This is a genomic window from Sorangium sp. So ce375 (assembly GCF_051473855.1).
In the GTDB taxonomy this organism is placed as follows: Bacteria; Myxococcota_A; Polyangia; order Polyangiales; family Polyangiaceae; genus Sorangium.
Genome location: NZ_CP150335.1, coordinates 6,062,925 through 6,079,930, shown reverse-complemented (window position 1 = coordinate 6,079,930; position 17,006 = coordinate 6,062,925). Strand labels below are relative to the sequence as shown.

The 17,006-nt window shown below is 74.5% G+C and carries 11 protein-coding genes; 6 read left to right on the top strand and 5 right to left on the bottom strand.

The features are described 5' to 3' along the window. Nucleotides 1-48: 48 nt before the first annotated feature. The 3 genes from WME90_RS22450 to WME90_RS22440 form a co-directional block, all read right to left on the bottom strand. Nucleotides 49-3,858 (bottom strand): serine/threonine-protein kinase, encoded by a 3,810-nt coding sequence (locus tag WME90_RS22450; protein ID WP_437283220.1) that lies wholly within the window; start codon nucleotides 3,856-3,858, stop codon nucleotides 49-51. Between the two features lie 337 nt (nucleotides 3,859-4,195). Further along, nucleotides 4,196-5,494, bottom strand: coding sequence for a hypothetical protein (locus tag WME90_RS22445; protein ID WP_437283219.1), 1,299 nt, complete (start codon nucleotides 5,492-5,494; stop codon nucleotides 4,196-4,198). A gap of 364 nt (nucleotides 5,495-5,858) precedes the next feature. Then, nucleotides 5,859-6,140, bottom strand: coding sequence for a DUF433 domain-containing protein (locus tag WME90_RS22440; protein ID WP_437283218.1), 282 nt, complete (start codon nucleotides 6,138-6,140; stop codon nucleotides 5,859-5,861). 367 nt (nucleotides 6,141-6,507) lie between these two features. Between WME90_RS22440 and zwf the strand changes: the two genes are divergently transcribed. Genes zwf through pgl form a run of 3 tightly spaced genes read left to right on the top strand, consistent with a single transcriptional unit; the run spans nucleotide 6,508 to nucleotide 9,919 of the window. Continuing rightward, on the top strand, nucleotides 6,508-8,097 hold the full coding sequence (gene zwf, locus WME90_RS22435; protein WP_437283217.1) for a glucose-6-phosphate dehydrogenase: 1,590 nt from the start codon (nucleotides 6,508-6,510) through the stop codon (nucleotides 8,095-8,097). Continuing rightward, nucleotides 8,094-9,170 (top strand): glucose-6-phosphate dehydrogenase assembly protein OpcA, encoded by a 1,077-nt coding sequence (locus WME90_RS22430; protein ID WP_437283216.1) that lies wholly within the window; start codon nucleotides 8,094-8,096, stop codon nucleotides 9,168-9,170. Before zwf ends, WME90_RS22430 begins: the two co-directional genes overlap by 4 nt. A 23-nt stretch (nucleotides 9,171-9,193) precedes the next feature. Further along, on the top strand, nucleotides 9,194-9,919 hold the full coding sequence (gene pgl, locus WME90_RS22425) for a 6-phosphogluconolactonase (RefSeq protein ID WP_437283215.1): 726 nt from the start codon (nucleotides 9,194-9,196) through the stop codon (nucleotides 9,917-9,919). 80 nt (nucleotides 9,920-9,999) lie between these two features. On the opposite strand, the gene WME90_RS22420 is transcribed toward pgl, so the two are convergent. Beyond that, complete coding sequence (locus WME90_RS22420) at nucleotides 10,000-11,127, bottom strand: glucokinase (RefSeq protein WP_437283214.1); 1,128 nt, start codon at nucleotides 11,125-11,127, stop codon at nucleotides 10,000-10,002. Between the two features lie 491 nt (nucleotides 11,128-11,618). Here WME90_RS22420 and WME90_RS22415 point away from each other — a divergent pair, with 491 nt between their 5' ends. The 3 genes from WME90_RS22415 to WME90_RS22405 are packed head-to-tail and all read left to right on the top strand — an operon-like array spanning nucleotide 11,619 to nucleotide 16,155. Further along, on the top strand, nucleotides 11,619-13,334 hold the full coding sequence (locus tag WME90_RS22415) for a mechanosensitive ion channel domain-containing protein (RefSeq protein ID WP_437283213.1): 1,716 nt from the start codon (nucleotides 11,619-11,621) through the stop codon (nucleotides 13,332-13,334). After that, nucleotides 13,331-14,644 carry a cation:proton antiporter gene (locus WME90_RS22410; protein WP_437283212.1) on the top strand — a complete coding sequence of 438 codons (1,314 nt, stop codon included), beginning with the start codon at nucleotides 13,331-13,333 and terminating at the stop codon, nucleotides 14,642-14,644. The genes WME90_RS22415 and WME90_RS22410 overlap by 4 nt, the downstream gene beginning before the upstream one ends. Continuing rightward, a complete protein-coding gene (locus tag WME90_RS22405) occupies nucleotides 14,641-16,155 on the top strand; it encodes a cation:proton antiporter domain-containing protein (protein ID WP_437283211.1) in 1,515 nt (504 codons plus the stop codon). The genes WME90_RS22410 and WME90_RS22405 overlap by 4 nt, the downstream gene beginning before the upstream one ends. A gap of 12 nt (nucleotides 16,156-16,167) precedes the next feature. Here WME90_RS22405 and WME90_RS22400 read toward each other — a convergent pair whose 3' ends face one another. After that, the gene (locus tag WME90_RS22400) at nucleotides 16,168-16,842 is read right to left on the bottom strand and encodes a hypothetical protein (protein ID WP_437283210.1); all 675 of its coding nucleotides are present in this window, start codon (nucleotides 16,840-16,842) and stop codon (nucleotides 16,168-16,170) included. Nucleotides 16,843-17,006 lie beyond the last annotated feature (164 nt).

Here is a 17,006-nt window from a genome sequence, read left to right as displayed (position 1 = left end):
CTCGCGCGGCGCCCCCTGGCGCCCCCGTGGCGCCGCCGTACTCCAACGTCACTTGGCGACCGGCGGGGCCTCCGGCCCGTCGAAGCGCGGGACGAAGCCCTCCACCGAGGCCAGCGTCTCCAGCAGCGTCACGTGGCGGAGGCGCGGGATCGCCACGATCGTCGGCCCGCCGAGCTCCTCCTCCGGGACCGCGATCGTCGCCGCCGCCGCGAGCTCCGCCACCGTCGCGCACACGACCTGCGTCGTGCCGACGCTGCTCGGGCTCGCCGTCCGGAGCTCGCGCGGCAGCTCGGCCCAGTAGACCCGCGGGGGGCCCTGGAACGCCGCCTCGGCCGGGACGCGCGGCCAGAACGTCGGATCCGTCAGGCCGAGCTCCTCGACGAGCGCCGCGCGCTCGGCGCGGACGCCGCGCGCCGCCCGCTCGTCGCCCAGCGCGTCGAGCGCCTCGGCGTAGCGCTCGAGCGCCGTCACAAGCATCGTCCGGTTGCCCGACGCGCGGATGAGATCGAGCGTCTCCCGGCCGTACGCGGCGAGCTCGCCGGCCTCACCGGCGCCGCTCTCGTCGTTGGCGAGCAGCGCCCGCGCGTGCATCCGGCCGACGCGGCCGAGGCTCACGGCGTAGGCGTCGCCCGTCCCCGCCGAGCCGATCTCGATCGCCCGCTCGTAGGCGGCGAGCGCCTCCGGGAGCAGGCCCTGCACGAAGTACACGTCGCCCAGGTACCCCTCCGCCCAGCCGCGCCCCATCCCGATGCCCAGCACGCCGCTCAGGTTGCACGCGTTCGCGATCAGCACGCGCGCCCGCCCGAGCTGGCCCATGTGGAACTGGTGCCGGCCCGCGTACATCGTCCCCATGTAGAGGTAGAGACCGCTCAGGCCGTGCTCCTCGGCGTACGAGAGCAGCTGCGCGGTCGACCGGACCCCGAGATCCCAGTCGAACCGGCCCTCCGCGAGCACCGCGTAGTAGAACCACGTGCCGAGCAGCCGCACCGGGTCGCGCAGGCGCTCGGCGAGGCGCGCGGCGTCCGCGGCGCTCTGCTCGGCCTCGGCGTACAGGCCCGACTGGCTCAGCGCGACGCAGAGGATGCCGCGCGAGTGGCAGAGCTCGACGTACTCGCCCGCCGCCTCCGCGAGCTCGCAGCCGCGGCGGAGCGGCTCGGTCGCCGGGCCCACCTTGCCGGCCGCGCACAGCGCGCGCCCGAGGATGTTCGCCGGCAGGCACTGGTACGGGCGCAGCTCTGGGCTCGCGCCGATCGCCCCGAGCGCCTTGCGGCTGTGCGCCACCGCGTCGGCGAACTCGCCCCGCACGTAGTGCACGCGCGACAGCGCGCTGGAGAGCGCCGCCGTGACGAGCGGCGTCTCCGGCAGCGCCTCCTGCGCGCGGCGCAGCAGATCGAGCGGCTCCGCCGTGCTGCCGAGCAGGCACGCGACGCGCGCGAGCTCGTGCGCGCAGCGCGCCCTGAGCTCGATCCGCGCCGGGTCGAGCGGCAGCCGCTCGAGCAGCGCGAGCGCCTGCTTCAGCCGCCGGATCGCCCCGTGCGGATCCTGGAGCCGATCGGCCTCGCCCGCCGCGAGCAGGTACGTCGACGCGGCGCGGTCGAGCTCGCCGGCGCGCTCGACGTGGTGCGCGAGCGTCCCCGGATCGCCGCCGCGCAGCTCGATGCGCCGCGCGATGCGCCGGTGGTAGTCGGGGCGCTCCTCCGGCGGAACGCGCGCGGCGAGCTGCTCGCGCGCCGCGTCGTGCGAGAACGACGTGAGGCCCCCGTCCTCGCTGAGGCAGACGTAGTGCGCCGCGGCGTCGCGCAGGGCGCTGTCGACCTCCGCCGGGTCGAAGAGCCCGAGCTCGACCAGATCGTCGCGCAGGAACTGGCGGCCGATGAGCGCGGCGACGCCGAGGACCTGGACCGTCGTGGGAGCGAGCGCCTCGATGCTGCGCGAGAGGACGTCCGAGACCGAGGCGGGCGCGAGGTAGTGCGCGCCCTCGCGGGAGAGCTCGAGCGCGCCGCTCCGGCCGCGCTGGAGGAAGCCCTCGGTCTCCATGTTGCGGACGACCTGGATGTTGAAGAGCGGGTTGCCCGCGGCGAGCAGCGGGACGCGGCGCACGAGCTCCTGCACGAGGTCGTCCCCGGCGCCGCGGCCGAGCGCGGAGAGGAGCGCCCGGTTCGCCTCGGGGCGGAGCGGGCCGAGGTCGAGGCGCTCGACGTCCTTCCACGCGAGCCACCCCGCCGCGCGCGGCGTCATCGGCGACGAGCCCGGCGAGCCGCGCATCGCGGACGAGCCCGGCGGAGGCACCGACGCGCCGGGCGGAGGCAGCGACGAGCTGCGGGGGAACGGCGGACGCGCCGTGCCGAGCAGCAGCACCGGCATCTCGCCGAGCTGATCCGAGAGGCGCAGGAGCACCTCCTGCGTCGCCTCGTCCGCCCAGTGCACGTCCTCGATCGCGAGGACGACCGGGATCTCCTCGGAGATCGCGCCGAGCAGCCGCAGGAGCAGATCGGCGATCCAGCGCGTGCCGCCCGGGCCGATGGCGCCGCCCTCGTCCGCGAGCCCGACCGCGCGCGTCAGCTCCGGCACGAGCCCCTGGAGCAGGGCGGCGTCGTCGGCGATCACGAGGCTCACCAGCCGGCGGATGCGCGCCGCCCGGCTGTCGCCGTGCCGCTCCAGCCAGAGCGCGATCTGTGTGAGCGCCTCGCGGATGGCGGAGTAGGGCACGAGCCCGGAGAGCTCCCGGCACCGGCCGTAGGCGACGATCGCCGTGCCCGTCTGCTCGGCGCTCCGGAGCAGCTCGGCGACGAGGCGGCTCTTGCCGACGCCCGTGTCGCCGACCACCACGGCCGGCCGCGGCTCGCCGCGCACCGCGCCCTGGAGGAGCTCCGTGAGCCGCCCGAGCTCCTGCTCGCGGCCGACGAACAGCGCGTCGTGCGCGTCGTCGAAGGCCTCCGGCGCGGAGGCGTCGCGCTCGGACCCCTCCGCACCGGCGCCGGCCGGGGGCGGCGAGGTGCCGTGCAGCGTCACGTAGTAGAGCTCCTTGAGCCGCGCGCAGAGCCGGGCCGCGCTCGAGAAGCGCCGCGCCGGGTCGCGCTCCAGGAGCTCTTCCACGAGCGCGACGACGGGCGCCGGCGTCTCGGGCGCCGCGTGGGCGAGCGGCACGAGCGTGCCGTAGACCTTCTGGTTGATGACGCTGTTGACGGTGCCGTCCGAGAACGGGAGCCGTCCGGCGAGCAGCTCGTAGAGCATGACGCCGACGGCGTAGAGGTCCATCCGGGGGCTCGGGCGCCCGATCGCGCCCCGCTTCAGGCACTCGGGCGCCAGGTAGGCGATGGTGCCCGCGTTGACGCGGGCGTGCTCGGGCTGGAAGCTCACCGTGAGCGTCGCCAGGCCGAAATCGAGGATCTTGAGCCGGGGCTCGTACGGATCGGTGAGGACGATGTTGCTCGGCTTGAGGTCGAGGTGGAGCACGTTGAGCGCGTGGCAGTGCGCGAGCGCCTCGGCCACGCGGCGCGCGATGCGCAGGGCCTCGATCGTGTCGAGCGAGCCCATCCGTGCGAGGTACCGGTCGAGCGTCTCGCCCTGCACGAGCTCCATCGCGAGGTAGAGGCCCACGCCGTCGAGGACGCCGTACGAGGAGAGCTTGACGAGCGACGGGTGGCGCAGCCGGAGCAGCGCCTCGATCTCGTTCTGCTGGGCGAAGAGCTGCCCGGCGTTCTGGGCGCTCACGTCCTTGAAGATCTTGATGGCGGCGTCGTTGCCGGCCCCGTCGCGGCCGCGGAACACGGCGCCGAAGCCGCCCTCGCCGAGCCGGTCGTCGATCGTGTACTCGCCGATCCTGGCGCCGCGCTCGATCAAGGGATCGCCGACCATCGCTCCTGCCCTTCCGAGTACCCCGTCATCGTTCGCCGACGCACCATGATACTCCGGACGGGCGCCGCGACAGCGCGCAATGGCCCATCCGACGCCCGGGGGCGCGCCGCATCGACGCCTTGCCGCATCGCGGCTGTCTGGCCAAGAAACCTGCCTGTTACGTTGGGCCGCGATTCGGGCGCCGCTCTCGATTGCAGCCCCCCGCGCGCCGCGGCCAAAATGGTGAGCTTGCACCCAGAATCGCGCCTCGATCCCGGGATTTTGAGCCTGAAATGACGACGGCGGCAGCCCCCTGGAGGGGACCGCCGCCGCGTCCGGGCTCAGGCCGCGCTGGGGATCAGGTCCCGCCGCTGGCCGAACCGCTCGCCGAGCCGCTGACGCTGGCGCTCGCCTTGATGTTGACGTCGATCGAGGCCGTCGCGCTGGCCGACGCGTCGACCGCGGCCGCGACGCAGGCGACCGCCTTGCCGCCGGCCTTGAGCGCCACGTCCTTCACCTCGGCGCCGGCCTTGCCGACGCCGGACACCGCCGCCGCCAGCTTCTTGCCGGAGCCGAGCTGCACCTTGGCGATCGCCGGGAGCGACGTGCGGAGCGCGGCGACGAGCTTCTGCGCGTCCGCGTTCACCTTGCCGGCCGCGACGATGCGGACGTTCGGCGCATCGCACTTCGCCTCGCCGGCGGTCTTCGCCGTGCACTGCATCTGGCAGCTCGGGTCGACGCTCGGGGGCTTGAACTCGCCCGAGCACTTCGGCTCCTTGATCTCGGCGCTGCAGCCGCCGGAGCAGGAACCGGAGCACTTCGCCGCGGCCTTGACCTCGCAGGAGCCGGAGCAGGAACCCTCGCAGGTGCCCGAGCAGGAACCCTCGGCCTTGGCGTCGCACTTGCCCTCGCAGGAGCCCGCGCAGGCCGCGCCCTTCGACTCCTTGCCGTCGCACTTGCCGTCGCACTTGCCGCCGCAGGTGCCCTTGAAGCCAGCCTCGCACTTGCCCGAGCAGCTCGCGTTGCAGGTGCCGGTGCACGCCGCGCCGGCCTCGACGCTGCACTTGCCCTTGCACTCGGCGTCGCACTTGCCGCTGATCTCGCCGCCCTCACAGCTCGCCTCGAGCTTGCCGGGCTGCACCGGCGAGCCGCAGTCGCCGAGGCACTTCTGCATGGCGGTGATGTCGGCGTAGCACTTCGGCGGATCGATCTGGACCGTGATCTTCGCGTCGGCGTTCGCCTTCACGGCGGCGCTCACCTTCGCCGAGACCGCGCCGCAGACCTTCTCGGCGCCCTTGCCGCCGCTCGGGTCGGCCTTGAGCTCGGCATCGCTCATGCCGAGGTCCTTGCCGAGCTTGCCGCAGGAGGCGATGAGGTCCGCCTCCATGGCGACGGTGAGCTTGTCGAGCGACGCAGCCGCCTCGAGGAAGCCCTTGATCTTGCCCTCGACCTCAGCGCCGCCGTCGAACTTCAGGTTCGCGATGCCGCCGTTCTTCATCTCGTCGCAGCCGCTCGCGGCCGACGCCAGATCACCGGCGGGCCCGGGCAGGCTGTCCGCGCCGGGGAACCCTTTGCCGCCGCAGTTCACGAGGAGAGGCGAGGCCAGGCCGAGAAGGGCCACGGGCATCGCAAACAACTTCCATCGATTGACGCTCATCTCAGAATCCCTCCGGCACCTCGATCGGTACCCCATGGAGCGCGGACCCTACACCAGCAGCCGCGACCTTGAAAGCTGGGACAGCCGCGATCCTGCGCGACAGTCACTCGCAATGGCGAGCAGCCCCGCACCGCGGGCTCCAGCAACGGACGGCCCTAATTGCCTGAAGTCACGATGGCTGTAAAGAATCAAGCTGAGCCCATCGCGCAGCGATGGCGGCCTGCATCGCATCTCGCGCGAGGCGTTCCATGGACGGCGCGAGGCGTTCCATATGTCGCGCACGGCATTTCGCGTGTAGCGTGTCCCGCGCGGCGGCATCGGTCGACCTCCGCGCCCTCCGCCTCCGCGCCCTCGCGGGCGCCGCTCACTCGTCGCCGTCGTCGAAGGGGAGGTTCAGCTGGGAGAGCGGGCGCGCGCCGACCGTGGGCCCGCCCTGCTTCTTGAAGAGCAGCTGCTCGCGCGCGATGTCGGCCTCGATGAGGTCCTGGTTATCGTACGCGAACGCGAGCGCGTCGAGCACGCGCGCGGGCCCGAGGTTCGGGTACCGCTTGAGCAGCGTCTCCACCGACGCTCCGCCGCGGTGCCACGCCCAGAGCCGCCGGACCGGGACGCGTGAGCCGAGGACGTGGGGGCTTCCGGCGAGCACCTGGCTATCGCACCGCACGTGGGGGTGGGGTACGCGGATTCGCGGGAGCACCGGCGCGGCCATCGCGCGGAGGAGCCTAGTACCGGTCGCGATCGGATGGAAGGGCGCCGAGAGCCGGCGGGCACGCTCGGCGCGAGCGCCGGGCTGCGCGGGCGCCGGTTCGCGGGCGCTGGGCTGCGCCGCGGGCGCGCTCGGCGGGCGCGCTCCGCCGCACGCCCGCGCGCCGTTGTCGTCAGTCGTCGTCGCGCGACCTCCGGCATCGTCCCCGCATCGTTCCGCGGCCCGCGCGTGCGATCCGGACTACCCTACGCCGCGGAGGCGCGCGAGCATCGTGCCCGTCGTCGTCACCGACCGGAGCTCATCCACCATGACCCAAGCCGAGAAGAACCCGCTTCGCGAAGGGATGCCCGAGGAGCGCACCGCCTCGCCGGCCGCGCTCGTGATCTTTGGCGCCTCGGGCGACCTGACCCGGCGCAAGCTGCTGCCCGCGGTCTACAACCTGACGCTCAGCCGGCTCCTCACCGGCGGCTTCGCCGTCGTCGGCGTGGCGCGGCGCCCGAAGCCGGATTTCGCGAAGGAGATGCGCGAGGCCGTCGCGAAGCACTCGCGGCGCCCGCTCGAGGAGGCCTCCTGGAGCGAGCTCGAGAAGGGCATCAGCTACGTCCAGGGGTCGTTCGACGAGGCCGAGACGTACACCCGGCTCGCCGCGGAGCTCGAGCGGCTCGACGCCGAGCGCGGCACCCGCAAGAACCGGGTCTTCTACCTGGCCGTCGGGCCCGATCAGTTCGCGCCCATCGTGCGCGGCCTGCGCGCGGCGAACCTCGTCGCGCCGCCGTCGCACGAGAAGGACGCGCCGTTCCAGCACGTCGTCGTCGAGAAGCCGTTCGGCGAGGACCTGGAGAGCGCCCGCGCCCTCAACCGGGACCTGCTCGCCCACCTCGCCGAGTCGCAGATCTACCGGATCGACCACTACCTCGGGAAGGAGACCGTCCAGAACCTCCTCGTCCTGCGGTTCGGCAACACGATCTTCGAGCCGCTCTGGTCGCGCCAGCACGTCGATCACGTGCAGATCACCGTGGCCGAGGAGATCGGCGTCGAGGGCCGCGGCAAGTTCTACGAGAAGGTCGGCATCACGCGGGACATCGTGCAGAACCACGCGCTCCAGCTGCTCACGCTGGTCGCGATGGAGCCGCCGTCGTCGTGGGGCGCGGACGCGGTGCGCGACGAGAAGGTGAAGGTGCTCCGCACGCTCCGGCCCATCGCGGGCCCGGACGTGCTGTCGTCGACGGTGCGCGGGCAGTACGGGCCCGGCATGGTGCGCGGCGAGAAGGTGCCCGGCTACACGGAGGAGCCCGACGTCGCGAAGGACTCGACGACGGAGACCTACGTCGCGATGAAGCTCCACCTGGACAGCTGGCGCTGGGGCGGCGTGCCGTTCTACCTGCGCGCCGGCAAGCGGCTGGCGAAGCGGGTGGCCGAGGTGGTGCTGCACTTCAAGCCGCTCCCGCACGGCCTGTTCAAGGGCGCCCCCGGCGCGACCGAGGAGCCGAACGCGCTCGTGATGCGCCTCCAGCCCGACGAGGGCATCTCGCTCCGGTTCGCGGCCAAGATCCCGGGCGGCGGCATCGCGATCCGCGGCGTCACGATGGATTTCCGGTACGGCGCCGCGTTCGGCTCCAGCACGCCCGAGGCGTACGAGCGGCTCCTGCTCGACGCGTTGCGCGGCGACGCCACGCTGTTCACGCGCGCGGACGAGGTCGAGGCGCAGTGGGGCTTCGTCGATCCGATCTTCGAGGGGTGGCGGACGCAGCGCGCGCCCGTCGCCCGCTACACCGCGGGCAGCTGGGGCCCGCCGGAGGCCGACGCCCTCGTCGAGCCGACGTCGGAGGACGTGCGCGCGGTGTGCGGGGCCGGCGACGGGGGGAAGGCCCCGGAGCGGGCGTGGAGGCGGCCGTGAGCCGCGTCGCCGAGGTCATCAAGCGGGTCGAGTCGGAGCTCGCCGAGTTCTGGTCGGCGCCCGACGAGTCGCGGGCCGAGCCGGCGCCGAAGACGCGCGCGTCGACGATGAACTTCGTCGCGGTGGGCAGCCGCGCCGAGGTCGAGCGCCTGAAGGAGCAGGCCGAGGACCTCGCCGAGACGCACGCGGGCCGCACCCTGCTCATCACGCTCGACGACCGGCTCGACCCGCTGACCGTCCAGGCCGACTGGTCGGCCACGTGCCGCCGCGCCGGCGAGGTGCCGATCTGCTACGACCGCGTGGAGATCACGTTCGGGGTGGCCGCCGCCGAGCGCGTCGCTTCGGTCGTCAGCGCGCTCACGATCTCCGACGTCGCGGTGATCGTCGAGCTCGCGCCGGGCGCGCCGAACGTGCTCGGCGACGCGCTCGCGCCCATCTGCGACCGGCTGGTGTTCGACTCGGCCGAGACGTGCATCGAGCGCATCGCGGCGGTCGCGCGCGAGACGAGGGCGCCGCTCGCGGATCGGGCGTTCGTGCGGACCTTCTCGCTCCGCGAGCTCGTGGCCCGGTTCTTCGACGACATGCCGGAGGCGACCCGCGCGATCCGGCGCGTCGAGATCGCGCGCAGCGCGGGGGCGAAGCCCGATCCGGCGGCGCTGTTCCTCGGCTGGATGGGCTCGCGGCTCGGCTGGACGTTCGAGTCGCGGGGGGCCGCGCAGCCCGGCGCGGGCGGCGCGGTCGGCCGCGCGCGCGGCGCGGACGGCGCGCCGATCGAGATCGCGCTGGTCGACGGGCCGCCGGCGCCGGCCGACGCGCAGGCGTGGCGGCGGCTCGACGGCGTGCGCCTGTGGACGTCGCTGCGAGGCGAGCCGCTGACGCTCGGCTGCGTGCGGCTCGACAAGGCGCCCGGCACGGTGCGGTGGACGATGGAGGGGGCGAGATCGGCCGACCACCTGCACCCGCTCGGCTACCGGGACGAGACGTGGGTGCTGGCGAAGACCATCGACTCGCTGGAGGGCGATCGGCTGCTGCGCGAGGCGGTGCTCGCCGCGGCGAAGTGGAGCGCCCTCTGACGCGGGCCGAGAGGAGGACCGAGATGAACGGTGGTGAGGAGACCCTCGTCGCGGAGGACGCGGCGGAGCTCGCGCGGCTCGGGGCGGAGCTCATGGCGCGCGCCATCGCGGCGGCGGTCGAGGCGCGCGGCGTCGCGCGGATCGCGCTGTCGGGCGGGAGCACGCCGTCAGAGGCGTACCAGCGGCTCGCGGCGCTGGAGCTCCCGTGGGCGCAGACCGAGTGGTTCTGGGTGGACGAGCGCGCGGTCGCGCCCGACCACCCCCGCTCGAACTACGGCGCCGCGCGCCGGGATCTCGCGGCGGCGAGCATCCCGGAGGAGCGCTTCTTCCGCATGGAGGGCGAGTCGCCCGACCTCGCCGGGGCCGCGGCGCGCTACGAGCGGCTCCTGCGCGCGCGCTTCGGGGTCGCGTCGGCGGCGGCGTTCGACGTGATGACGCTGGGCATCGGCGACGACGCGCACACGGCGTCGCTGTTCCCCGGGACGGGGGCGGCGGGCATCGACGATCGCCTTGTCGCCGCGATCCCGGCGCAGCCGGACAAGGGGCTGGAGCCGCGGCTCACGCTGACGGCCCCGGTGATCCAGGCGTCGCGGCTGAAGCTGCTCCTCGCCCGCGGGGCGGGGAAGCGCGCCGTCGTGGCGCAGGCGAAGCGGCCCGGTCCGGCCGACGAGGTGCCCGCGCGGGTCGCGCGCGGCGGGGCCGGGCGGCTCGTCTGGCTGCTCGACGCCGCTGCGGCGCAGGCCGGATAGGCTCGGGCCCTCCCGGCCGCCGCGCGGGCCTCGGGCGCCGCGCGGGGCCCGGGTCCTCGGCGGCGGCGCAGGCCGGCGGCTCAGGCCCTCCTGGCCGCCGCGCGGGCCCGGGCCGTCGCGCGGGCCAGCGGCGCCTTGCGGACCTCGGGCGCCTCCGTGGCGGCGAGCTCCTTCGCGAAGGCGAGCGCGCCCCGCACGCCGACGAGGGGATCGGTGACCACCGCGACGGGCACCCCCTCGAGGAGCGGCGTGAGGCGTCCCTTCTTCAGGAAGGACTTGATGAACAGCTCGCGCCTGGCCGTGACGAGGTTCCTCGCGATGTTCCCGAGGACGAAGACCCCGCCGAGCGCGAGCTCGCGCAGGGCGAGGTTGCCGGCCTCCGCGCCGTAGATCTCGACGAACAGGTCGACCGCGCGCGCGGCGGGCCGGAACGCGCGGGCGAGCCCGAGCTCGGCGATCGCCGCGTTGCGGTCGCCCTCGGCGAGTCGGCGCTCGATCGCGCGCGGCACGCGGGCGCGGGCGGCGAAGAAGTCGAAGAGGGCGCCGAGCCCGTCGCCCGAGAGGACCCGCTCGTAGCTCACGTGCTCCGGGTGGCGCTCCGCGAGGAACTGCCACAGCTCCACCTCGACCGCGGAGCGCGGGGCGAAATCGGCGTGACCGCCTTCGGTCGGGAGCGCGACGTGGCGGGCGCCGTCCCAGATGAGCCTGGCCTCGCCGAGCCCGGTGCCGGCGGCGATGACGGCCACGTTGCTCCCCTTCGGCCGCGGCCGGCGCTCGGTGAGCGGATCGACGGACGCGCGGGGGGTGTGCAGGCAGCCCCTGGCGCCGATGACCAGGTCGTTCGCGAGGAGCACGCGCTCGAGCTTGAGCCGGCGCGACAGCTCGCGCTCCGCGATGCGCCAGGGCAGGTTCGTGACGGTGGCGACCTGGTCCTTGATGGGGCCCGCGACGCCGAGCACGGCGACGGCGGGGTGGGGGGCGTCGCTGCGGACGAGGAACCGGAGGGCGATCTCCTCGAAGCTCGCGTGCTCGCGGCTGCGGAAGACGGCCTCGGAGAGGGGTCGATCGCCGGAGGGGCTATAGAGCGCGAGCCGGGTGTTGGTGCCTCCGATATCGCCGACGAGCAGCGACGGGGCCACCGAGGTCTTGGTCCTTGCCACGCGGGCGCCCTGCCAGCGCCCTGCTTCGGCGGCAAGGCGATCCATCATCGAGTGAGCGCGGCGGACGCGAGGTTTTCGAGCGGCCTCGGGCGCGCGCCATCGTTCGAGGCGAGCCTCGCAGGGTCCACGCGGGCGGGCTGCCGCGGCCGTCTTGCCTCCTGCGCCGCTTGACCGGCGGCCTGCCCCCGGTCGAAAGTGCCGGCGTGCCGAGGCTGTTCCCCGCGCTCCTGGTCGCGCTTGCCGGCCTCATCCCTCCTGCCGGCGCTGCGCTCGCCGGGCCGGCGAACGCAGCGCCTGCGCCGTCGCACGCAGCGCCCGCGCCGTCGCACACCGCATCCGCGTCGCCCACGTCATCGCAGACCGCGTCGCCCACGTCATCGCAGACCGCGTCGGCGCCCTCGCGGGCCGCGCCAGCGTCGTCGCAAGCTGCGCCGGCGCCCTCACACGCCGCGCCAGCGTCATCGCAAGCCGCGCCCGCGCCCTCGCAGGCCGCGCCCGCGTCATCGCAGGCCGCGCCGGCGCCCTCGCAGGTTGCGCCCGTGCCCTCGCAGATCGAGCCGCCGCAGCTCGCGCCTGCGCCCGCTTCCGTGCAGCCGCCGCTCGTGCAGGTCGCGCCGTCGCCCACGCCGACCGCGCCGGAGGCCGCGCAGGTCGTGCTGGCGCCCGCGCCGCTCGCGCGGCCTCCCGCGCCGCCGCGCGTGCCGGTCGCGTCGGCGTCCTCGTCGGTCGCGCCGTCGGCCCTGGCGCCTGACCAGGGCGAGCCGCCTGCTCCCGCCCCCGAGCCTCCGCCGCCTGTCGTCGAGCAGCCCGAGGCGCGCGTCGAGCTGCTCGGCCGCACGGTCTTTGCCCTCCGCGTGCACCGGGGCAGCCTCTCTCCCCCGGAGCGCGCCCGCGAGGCGGCGCGGGTGCTGGAGCGCGCCGCCCAGGAGAAGGCCGTCCCCGAGGTCCGCGTCGACGAGCAGGACGGCGTGGCGGTCGTCTACGTCGGCGACCGCCCGCTCGTCCACCTCGGCCCCGAGGACGCGGCGGCGGCGGGCGACACCACGGTCGCGGCCCACGCCGCGGCGATCGCCGCCACGGTGCGCGACGTCCTCGCCAAGGAGCAGAGCCGGAGCCGCCTCGCGACGAGCGTCTTCTCGTTCTCGCTGCTCGTCTTCTCGGGGCTGATCGCGCTGCTCCTGCTCCGCAAGGTCGGCGAGCTCGTCGAGCGCGGGCGCGCCTGGGTCGCCGAGCACCCGGAGCGGCTCCCTGCGCTGCACGTCCGCGGCATCGAGATGCTCCGGCCCGCCGCGTCGCAGGGCGCGCTCTCGGTCGCGCTCGGCGCCGCCGGCGTCCTCGTCCGGCTGGGCATCGCCTACACCTGGATCCTCTTCGCGCTCTCCCTGTTCGCCTCCACGCGCGGCACCAGCGAGAGGCTCACCGGCCTCGTGCTCGCGCCGATGTCGGAGCTCATGGGGCGCATCGCGCGGAGCGTCCCGGTGCTCGTGCTCGCGATCCTCGCGACGCTCGCGGTCATCGTGCTCATCCGCTTCGTGGGGCTGTTCTTCGGGAGCGTCAGCCGGGGCGAGACGTCGCTCGGGTGGCTCCCGTCCGATCTCGCGATCGCCACCGGCGTCCTGGTCCGCTTCGGCATCGTCGTGGCCGCGCTGCTGCTCGGCGCCCCGCTCATCACCGGCACCGACGAGGGGGCGTTCACGCGGATCGGCTTCGTGGTGCTCGCGGCGGCCGGGCTCGCCAGCACGCCGCTCATCGCCTCGGCGGCCGTCGGCCTCTCGGTCGTCTACGGGCGGCGCCTGCGCGTCGGCGACGTCGCCGAGGTGGGCGGCCGCGCCGGGCGGGTCCGCGAGCTGACGCTGATCGAGGCGCGCCTCGAGGACGAGGACGGCTGCGTCGTGCGCGTGCCGCACCTGCTCAGCCTGTTCCATCCGACGCGCATCCGTGGCCGCCCTCCGCTCGTGGCCGTCGAGATCAGCGTCGACCCCGCCGCCGATCTCGACCGGGTGCGCGAGCTGCTCCTGAAGACGGGCTCGGGCCTCGGCAGCCGCGCCCGCGCCGCGCTCGTCGCGATCGACGAGGGGGGCGCTCACTTCCGGGCGACGATGGCCTGCGACGGCGACGACGTGCGCAGCCGCTGGCTCACCGCGGTGGCGCAGGCCCTCGCCACCGCGGGCGTCGCGCTCGGGCGCGCGCCGACGACCTCCGGCGGCGCGCGGCGCAGCGCGCCCGCGCCGGTCGACCGGGGCGCCGCCTCGTGAACGCCGTCTGGCTCCTGATGGGGCTCCTCGTGCTGTCGTACCTCGGCAGCTCGCTGGTCAGCGGCCGCGTGCTCCGGGGCATCGGCCTGCCTTCCGGCGCCGAGTACGTGGTGCTCGGCTTCGTCCTGGGGCCCTCGGCGCTCGGGCTCCTCGAGCCCTCGTCGCTCGCCGCGTTCGAGCCGGTGGCGGGCGTCGCGCTCGGCTGGCTGGCGCTGCTCGTGGGCCTCGATTTCGGCTTCGTCGGCAGCCGCCGTGTCCGGCCGTCCCGCATGGCGCTCTGCGTGCTCATGAGCCTCCTGACCGGCGGCGCGGTGGCCGCCGCGGTCTGGTTCGCCGCGGCCCGCGGCGCGCCCTCGCTCGCGCGCGGCGATCGGGCGCTGCTCGCGGCGGGCGTGGGCGCCGTCTCCGCCGAGACGACGCGGCACGCCGTGCTCTGGGTCACGCAGCGCTACAGCGCGAGCGGCAAGCTATCGGACCTCATCGCCGACATCGCCGACTGCGACGATCTCGGCCCGCTGCTCATGATGGGCGGCGCCTTCGCGCTCGTGCCGCAGGCGACGGCCCAGTGGCCGATCCCGTTCTGGGGCTGGACGATCGTGACGGCGCTCATCGGCGTCGTGCTCGGGCTCATCGCGGTCGTGCTCCTCGGCAGCGATTTCCGCCTGATCCAGAGCTGGGGCGTGCTGCTCGGCACCTCGCTGCTGACGATGGGCACGAGCGCCCGGGTCGGCCTGTCGCCGCTCTTCGCGGCGTTCGCGATGGGCGTGACGATCGCCGCCCTCTCGCGGCACCGCGACGAGATCGTCGCCATGGTCGCGCCGACCGAGCGGCCGGTCATCCTGCCGGCGCTCTTGCTCGCGGGCGCGCACGTGAACCCGAAGGCGGCGCCGTTCCTGCCCTGGATCGTGGCGATCGCGCTCGCCGCGCGGCTCGTCGGCAAGCTCGCGACCGGGCTCGTCTTCCGCGTCGTGTCGCCCGATGCGCGCGAGACGTCGCCGTGGCTCGGCCTCGGGCTGCTCTCGTCCGGCGCGGTGGCGATGAGCGTCGGCCTCGCCTTCGCGCTGCGCTTTCCGGGCCCGGTGGGGCACACCGTGCTCTTCGCCGCGGCGGCCGCGGCCGTGTTCGGCGAGCTCGTCGGGCCGCAGGCGCTGCGCGCCACGCTCCGCAAGGCCGGCGAGCTCGCCGTGCCCGAGCGGGAGTCGCTCTTCTTCGGCCGCGGCCTGGCCCGCGCCGGGCGCAACTCCGCGCCGGGAGAGGGCGGCGAGAGAAGCGGCCCGCCGTCGCCCGCGGCGCAGCGGGGAGAGCGATGAAGGACAACGAGGTGCCCACCGTGAGCGCCGCAGCACTGCCTGAGGTCGGGCCCGCCGCACCCTCCGGACCGGTCGAGCCCTCCGGAGCGGGCGGTCCGGCCGGACCGGTCGAGCCCGCCGCGCCCGCCGAGCCGCACGGCGCGTCTCCCGCGCGCCACCACGGGGCGGCCCCCAAGGGGCCGCTGAACCACCTCACGCACGCGGCCGCGCTCGTGATCCTGTTCGGGCTGCTCTACGCCACGACGCGCGCGGTCCCTGACGAGCACGGGCCCGCGGGGGCCGTCGCATCGATCGGCTTCCTGCTGCTCGCGGGCACGCTCGCGAGCGAGCTCGTCGAGCCGCTCCGCCTGCCGCACATCTCCGGCTACATCCTCGCGGGCATCGTGGCCGGCCCGCACGTCCTCAAGCTCGTCGACCACCACGCCGTCGAGGAGATCTCGCGGGTCAACGCGCTGGCGCTGGCGCTCATCGCGCTCGCGGGCGGCGCCGAGCTGCGGATCGACATCGTCAAGAAGAGCCTGAAGAGCATCCTCCTGCACAACGTCGTCCAGACGGTGCTCGTCTTCGTGGCGATGACGGGCGTCTTCTACGCCGCGCGCTCGCTGGTCCCGTTCGCGGCAGACCTCTCGACCACGGCGGCGTTCGGCGTGGCCGTCCTGTGGGGCGTCATCGCGGTCACCCGAAGCCCCTCGGCCGTGCTCGGCATCCTCTCGCAGACGCGCGCGACCGGCCCCGTCGCGATGCACACGCTCGCGTTCGTGATGACGTCGGACATCATCGTCATCGTCGTGACGGCGGTCGCGCTCTCCACGGTGCGGCCGCTCATCGAGCCGGGCACGACGATGTCGATGCACGAGATCGAGCTGCTCGGCCGCGAGATCCTCGGGAGCATCTCGATCGGCACGACGCTCGGCCTCGCGCTCGCGGCCTACATGCGGCTCATCGGCCGGCAGCTCATCCTCGTGTTCGTGGCGCTCGGCTTCGGCGCGACGGAGGTGCTCCGGTACCTCCGCTTCGACGCGCTGCTCGTGTTCGTGGTGGCCGGCTTCGTCGTCGCGAACCTGTCGCGGCAGGGCGAGAAGCTGGTGCACGCCGTCGAGGACGCGGCGAGCGTGGTGTTCGTGCTGTTCTTCGCGACGGCCGGCGCGCACCTCGACCTGCCGCTCTTGCGGCAGATGTGGCCTGTCGCGCTGCTCTTCGGCGCGTCGCGCGCCCTCGTGACGTGGATCGCGAACCGCATCGGCAACCGGATGGCGGACGATCCGCCGCTCTTGCGGAGGTGGTCGTGGTGCGGGCTGGTCTCGCAGGCCGGGCTGACGCTCGGCATCAGCTTGACCATCGAGCGCGCGTTCCCGAGCCTGGGCGCCGGCTTCCGCTCGCTCGTCATCGGGTGTGTGGCGCTGAACGAGGTGTTCGGCCCGATCCTCTTCAAGTACGCGCTCGATCGCGCCGGCGAGACGGCGGTCGAGGCGTCGCGCGGGTCGCTGCCGAACCTCGGGCACCCCCGGTGAGCTGCGGCGCGGTCATGGGGTGAACCGGAGCGAGTAGCTCACCACGGTGGCGCCCCGCCTCGGCTTCAGGAAGTCGATCTGCTCGAAGACGCCGACCACGCACTTCGTGAACGCCTGCCCCTTCAGCGCCGTCCGGGGCTTGCGCACCTCGGCCTTGCCGCCGTCCTTCTCGATGCGGAGGTCGATGCCGAAGTCGCCGCCCTTTGTCTGGTCCTCGGCGAGCGCGAAGCAGCGGCGGAAGTCGTCGAAGTGGGGCGCGACCGAGCGCTTGATCGGCTCCTTGGTGAAGTCGTCGTGCGGGCCGCCGCCGATGTGCATCCCAATGTTGGCGACCTTGACCTGCGGGAGCGGCCCGGCGTCGGCCGGCGCCGCCGCATCGGCCGCGGCACTGGCGGCGGGGGCCACGGCGCTGGCGGCGGGCGCAGCGCTGGCGGCAGGCGCAGCGCTGGCGGCAGGCGCAGCGCTGGCGGCAGGCGCGGCGCTGGCGGCAGCGGACACGGCGCTGGCGGTGGGCGCAGCGCTCGAGGTCGAGGCGGACGTGTCGGGGGGAGCCGACGGGGCGGGGGTCGCGGAAGCGGCCTGCGTCACTTCGGCCGGGGGCGTGGCGCGGGGCGAGCAGCTGGCTACGGCGGCAGCGAAGGCGAGGGGAGCGGAGAGCGAGAGGAGGAACGGGGCGGGACGGCGCATGATGGCGCGCGAATCTACACGGCGGCGCGCACAGATCCAGGAAGCGGGGACGGCGCGACCAGGAGCCAGGCGACGCGAGGCGCGCGACCTGATCTCGGGCGCGTCCTTAACCGGAGCGGAGCTCCGTCGTTCGCCTTGTCCCTCCGAGAGCGTACGGGCTGCGC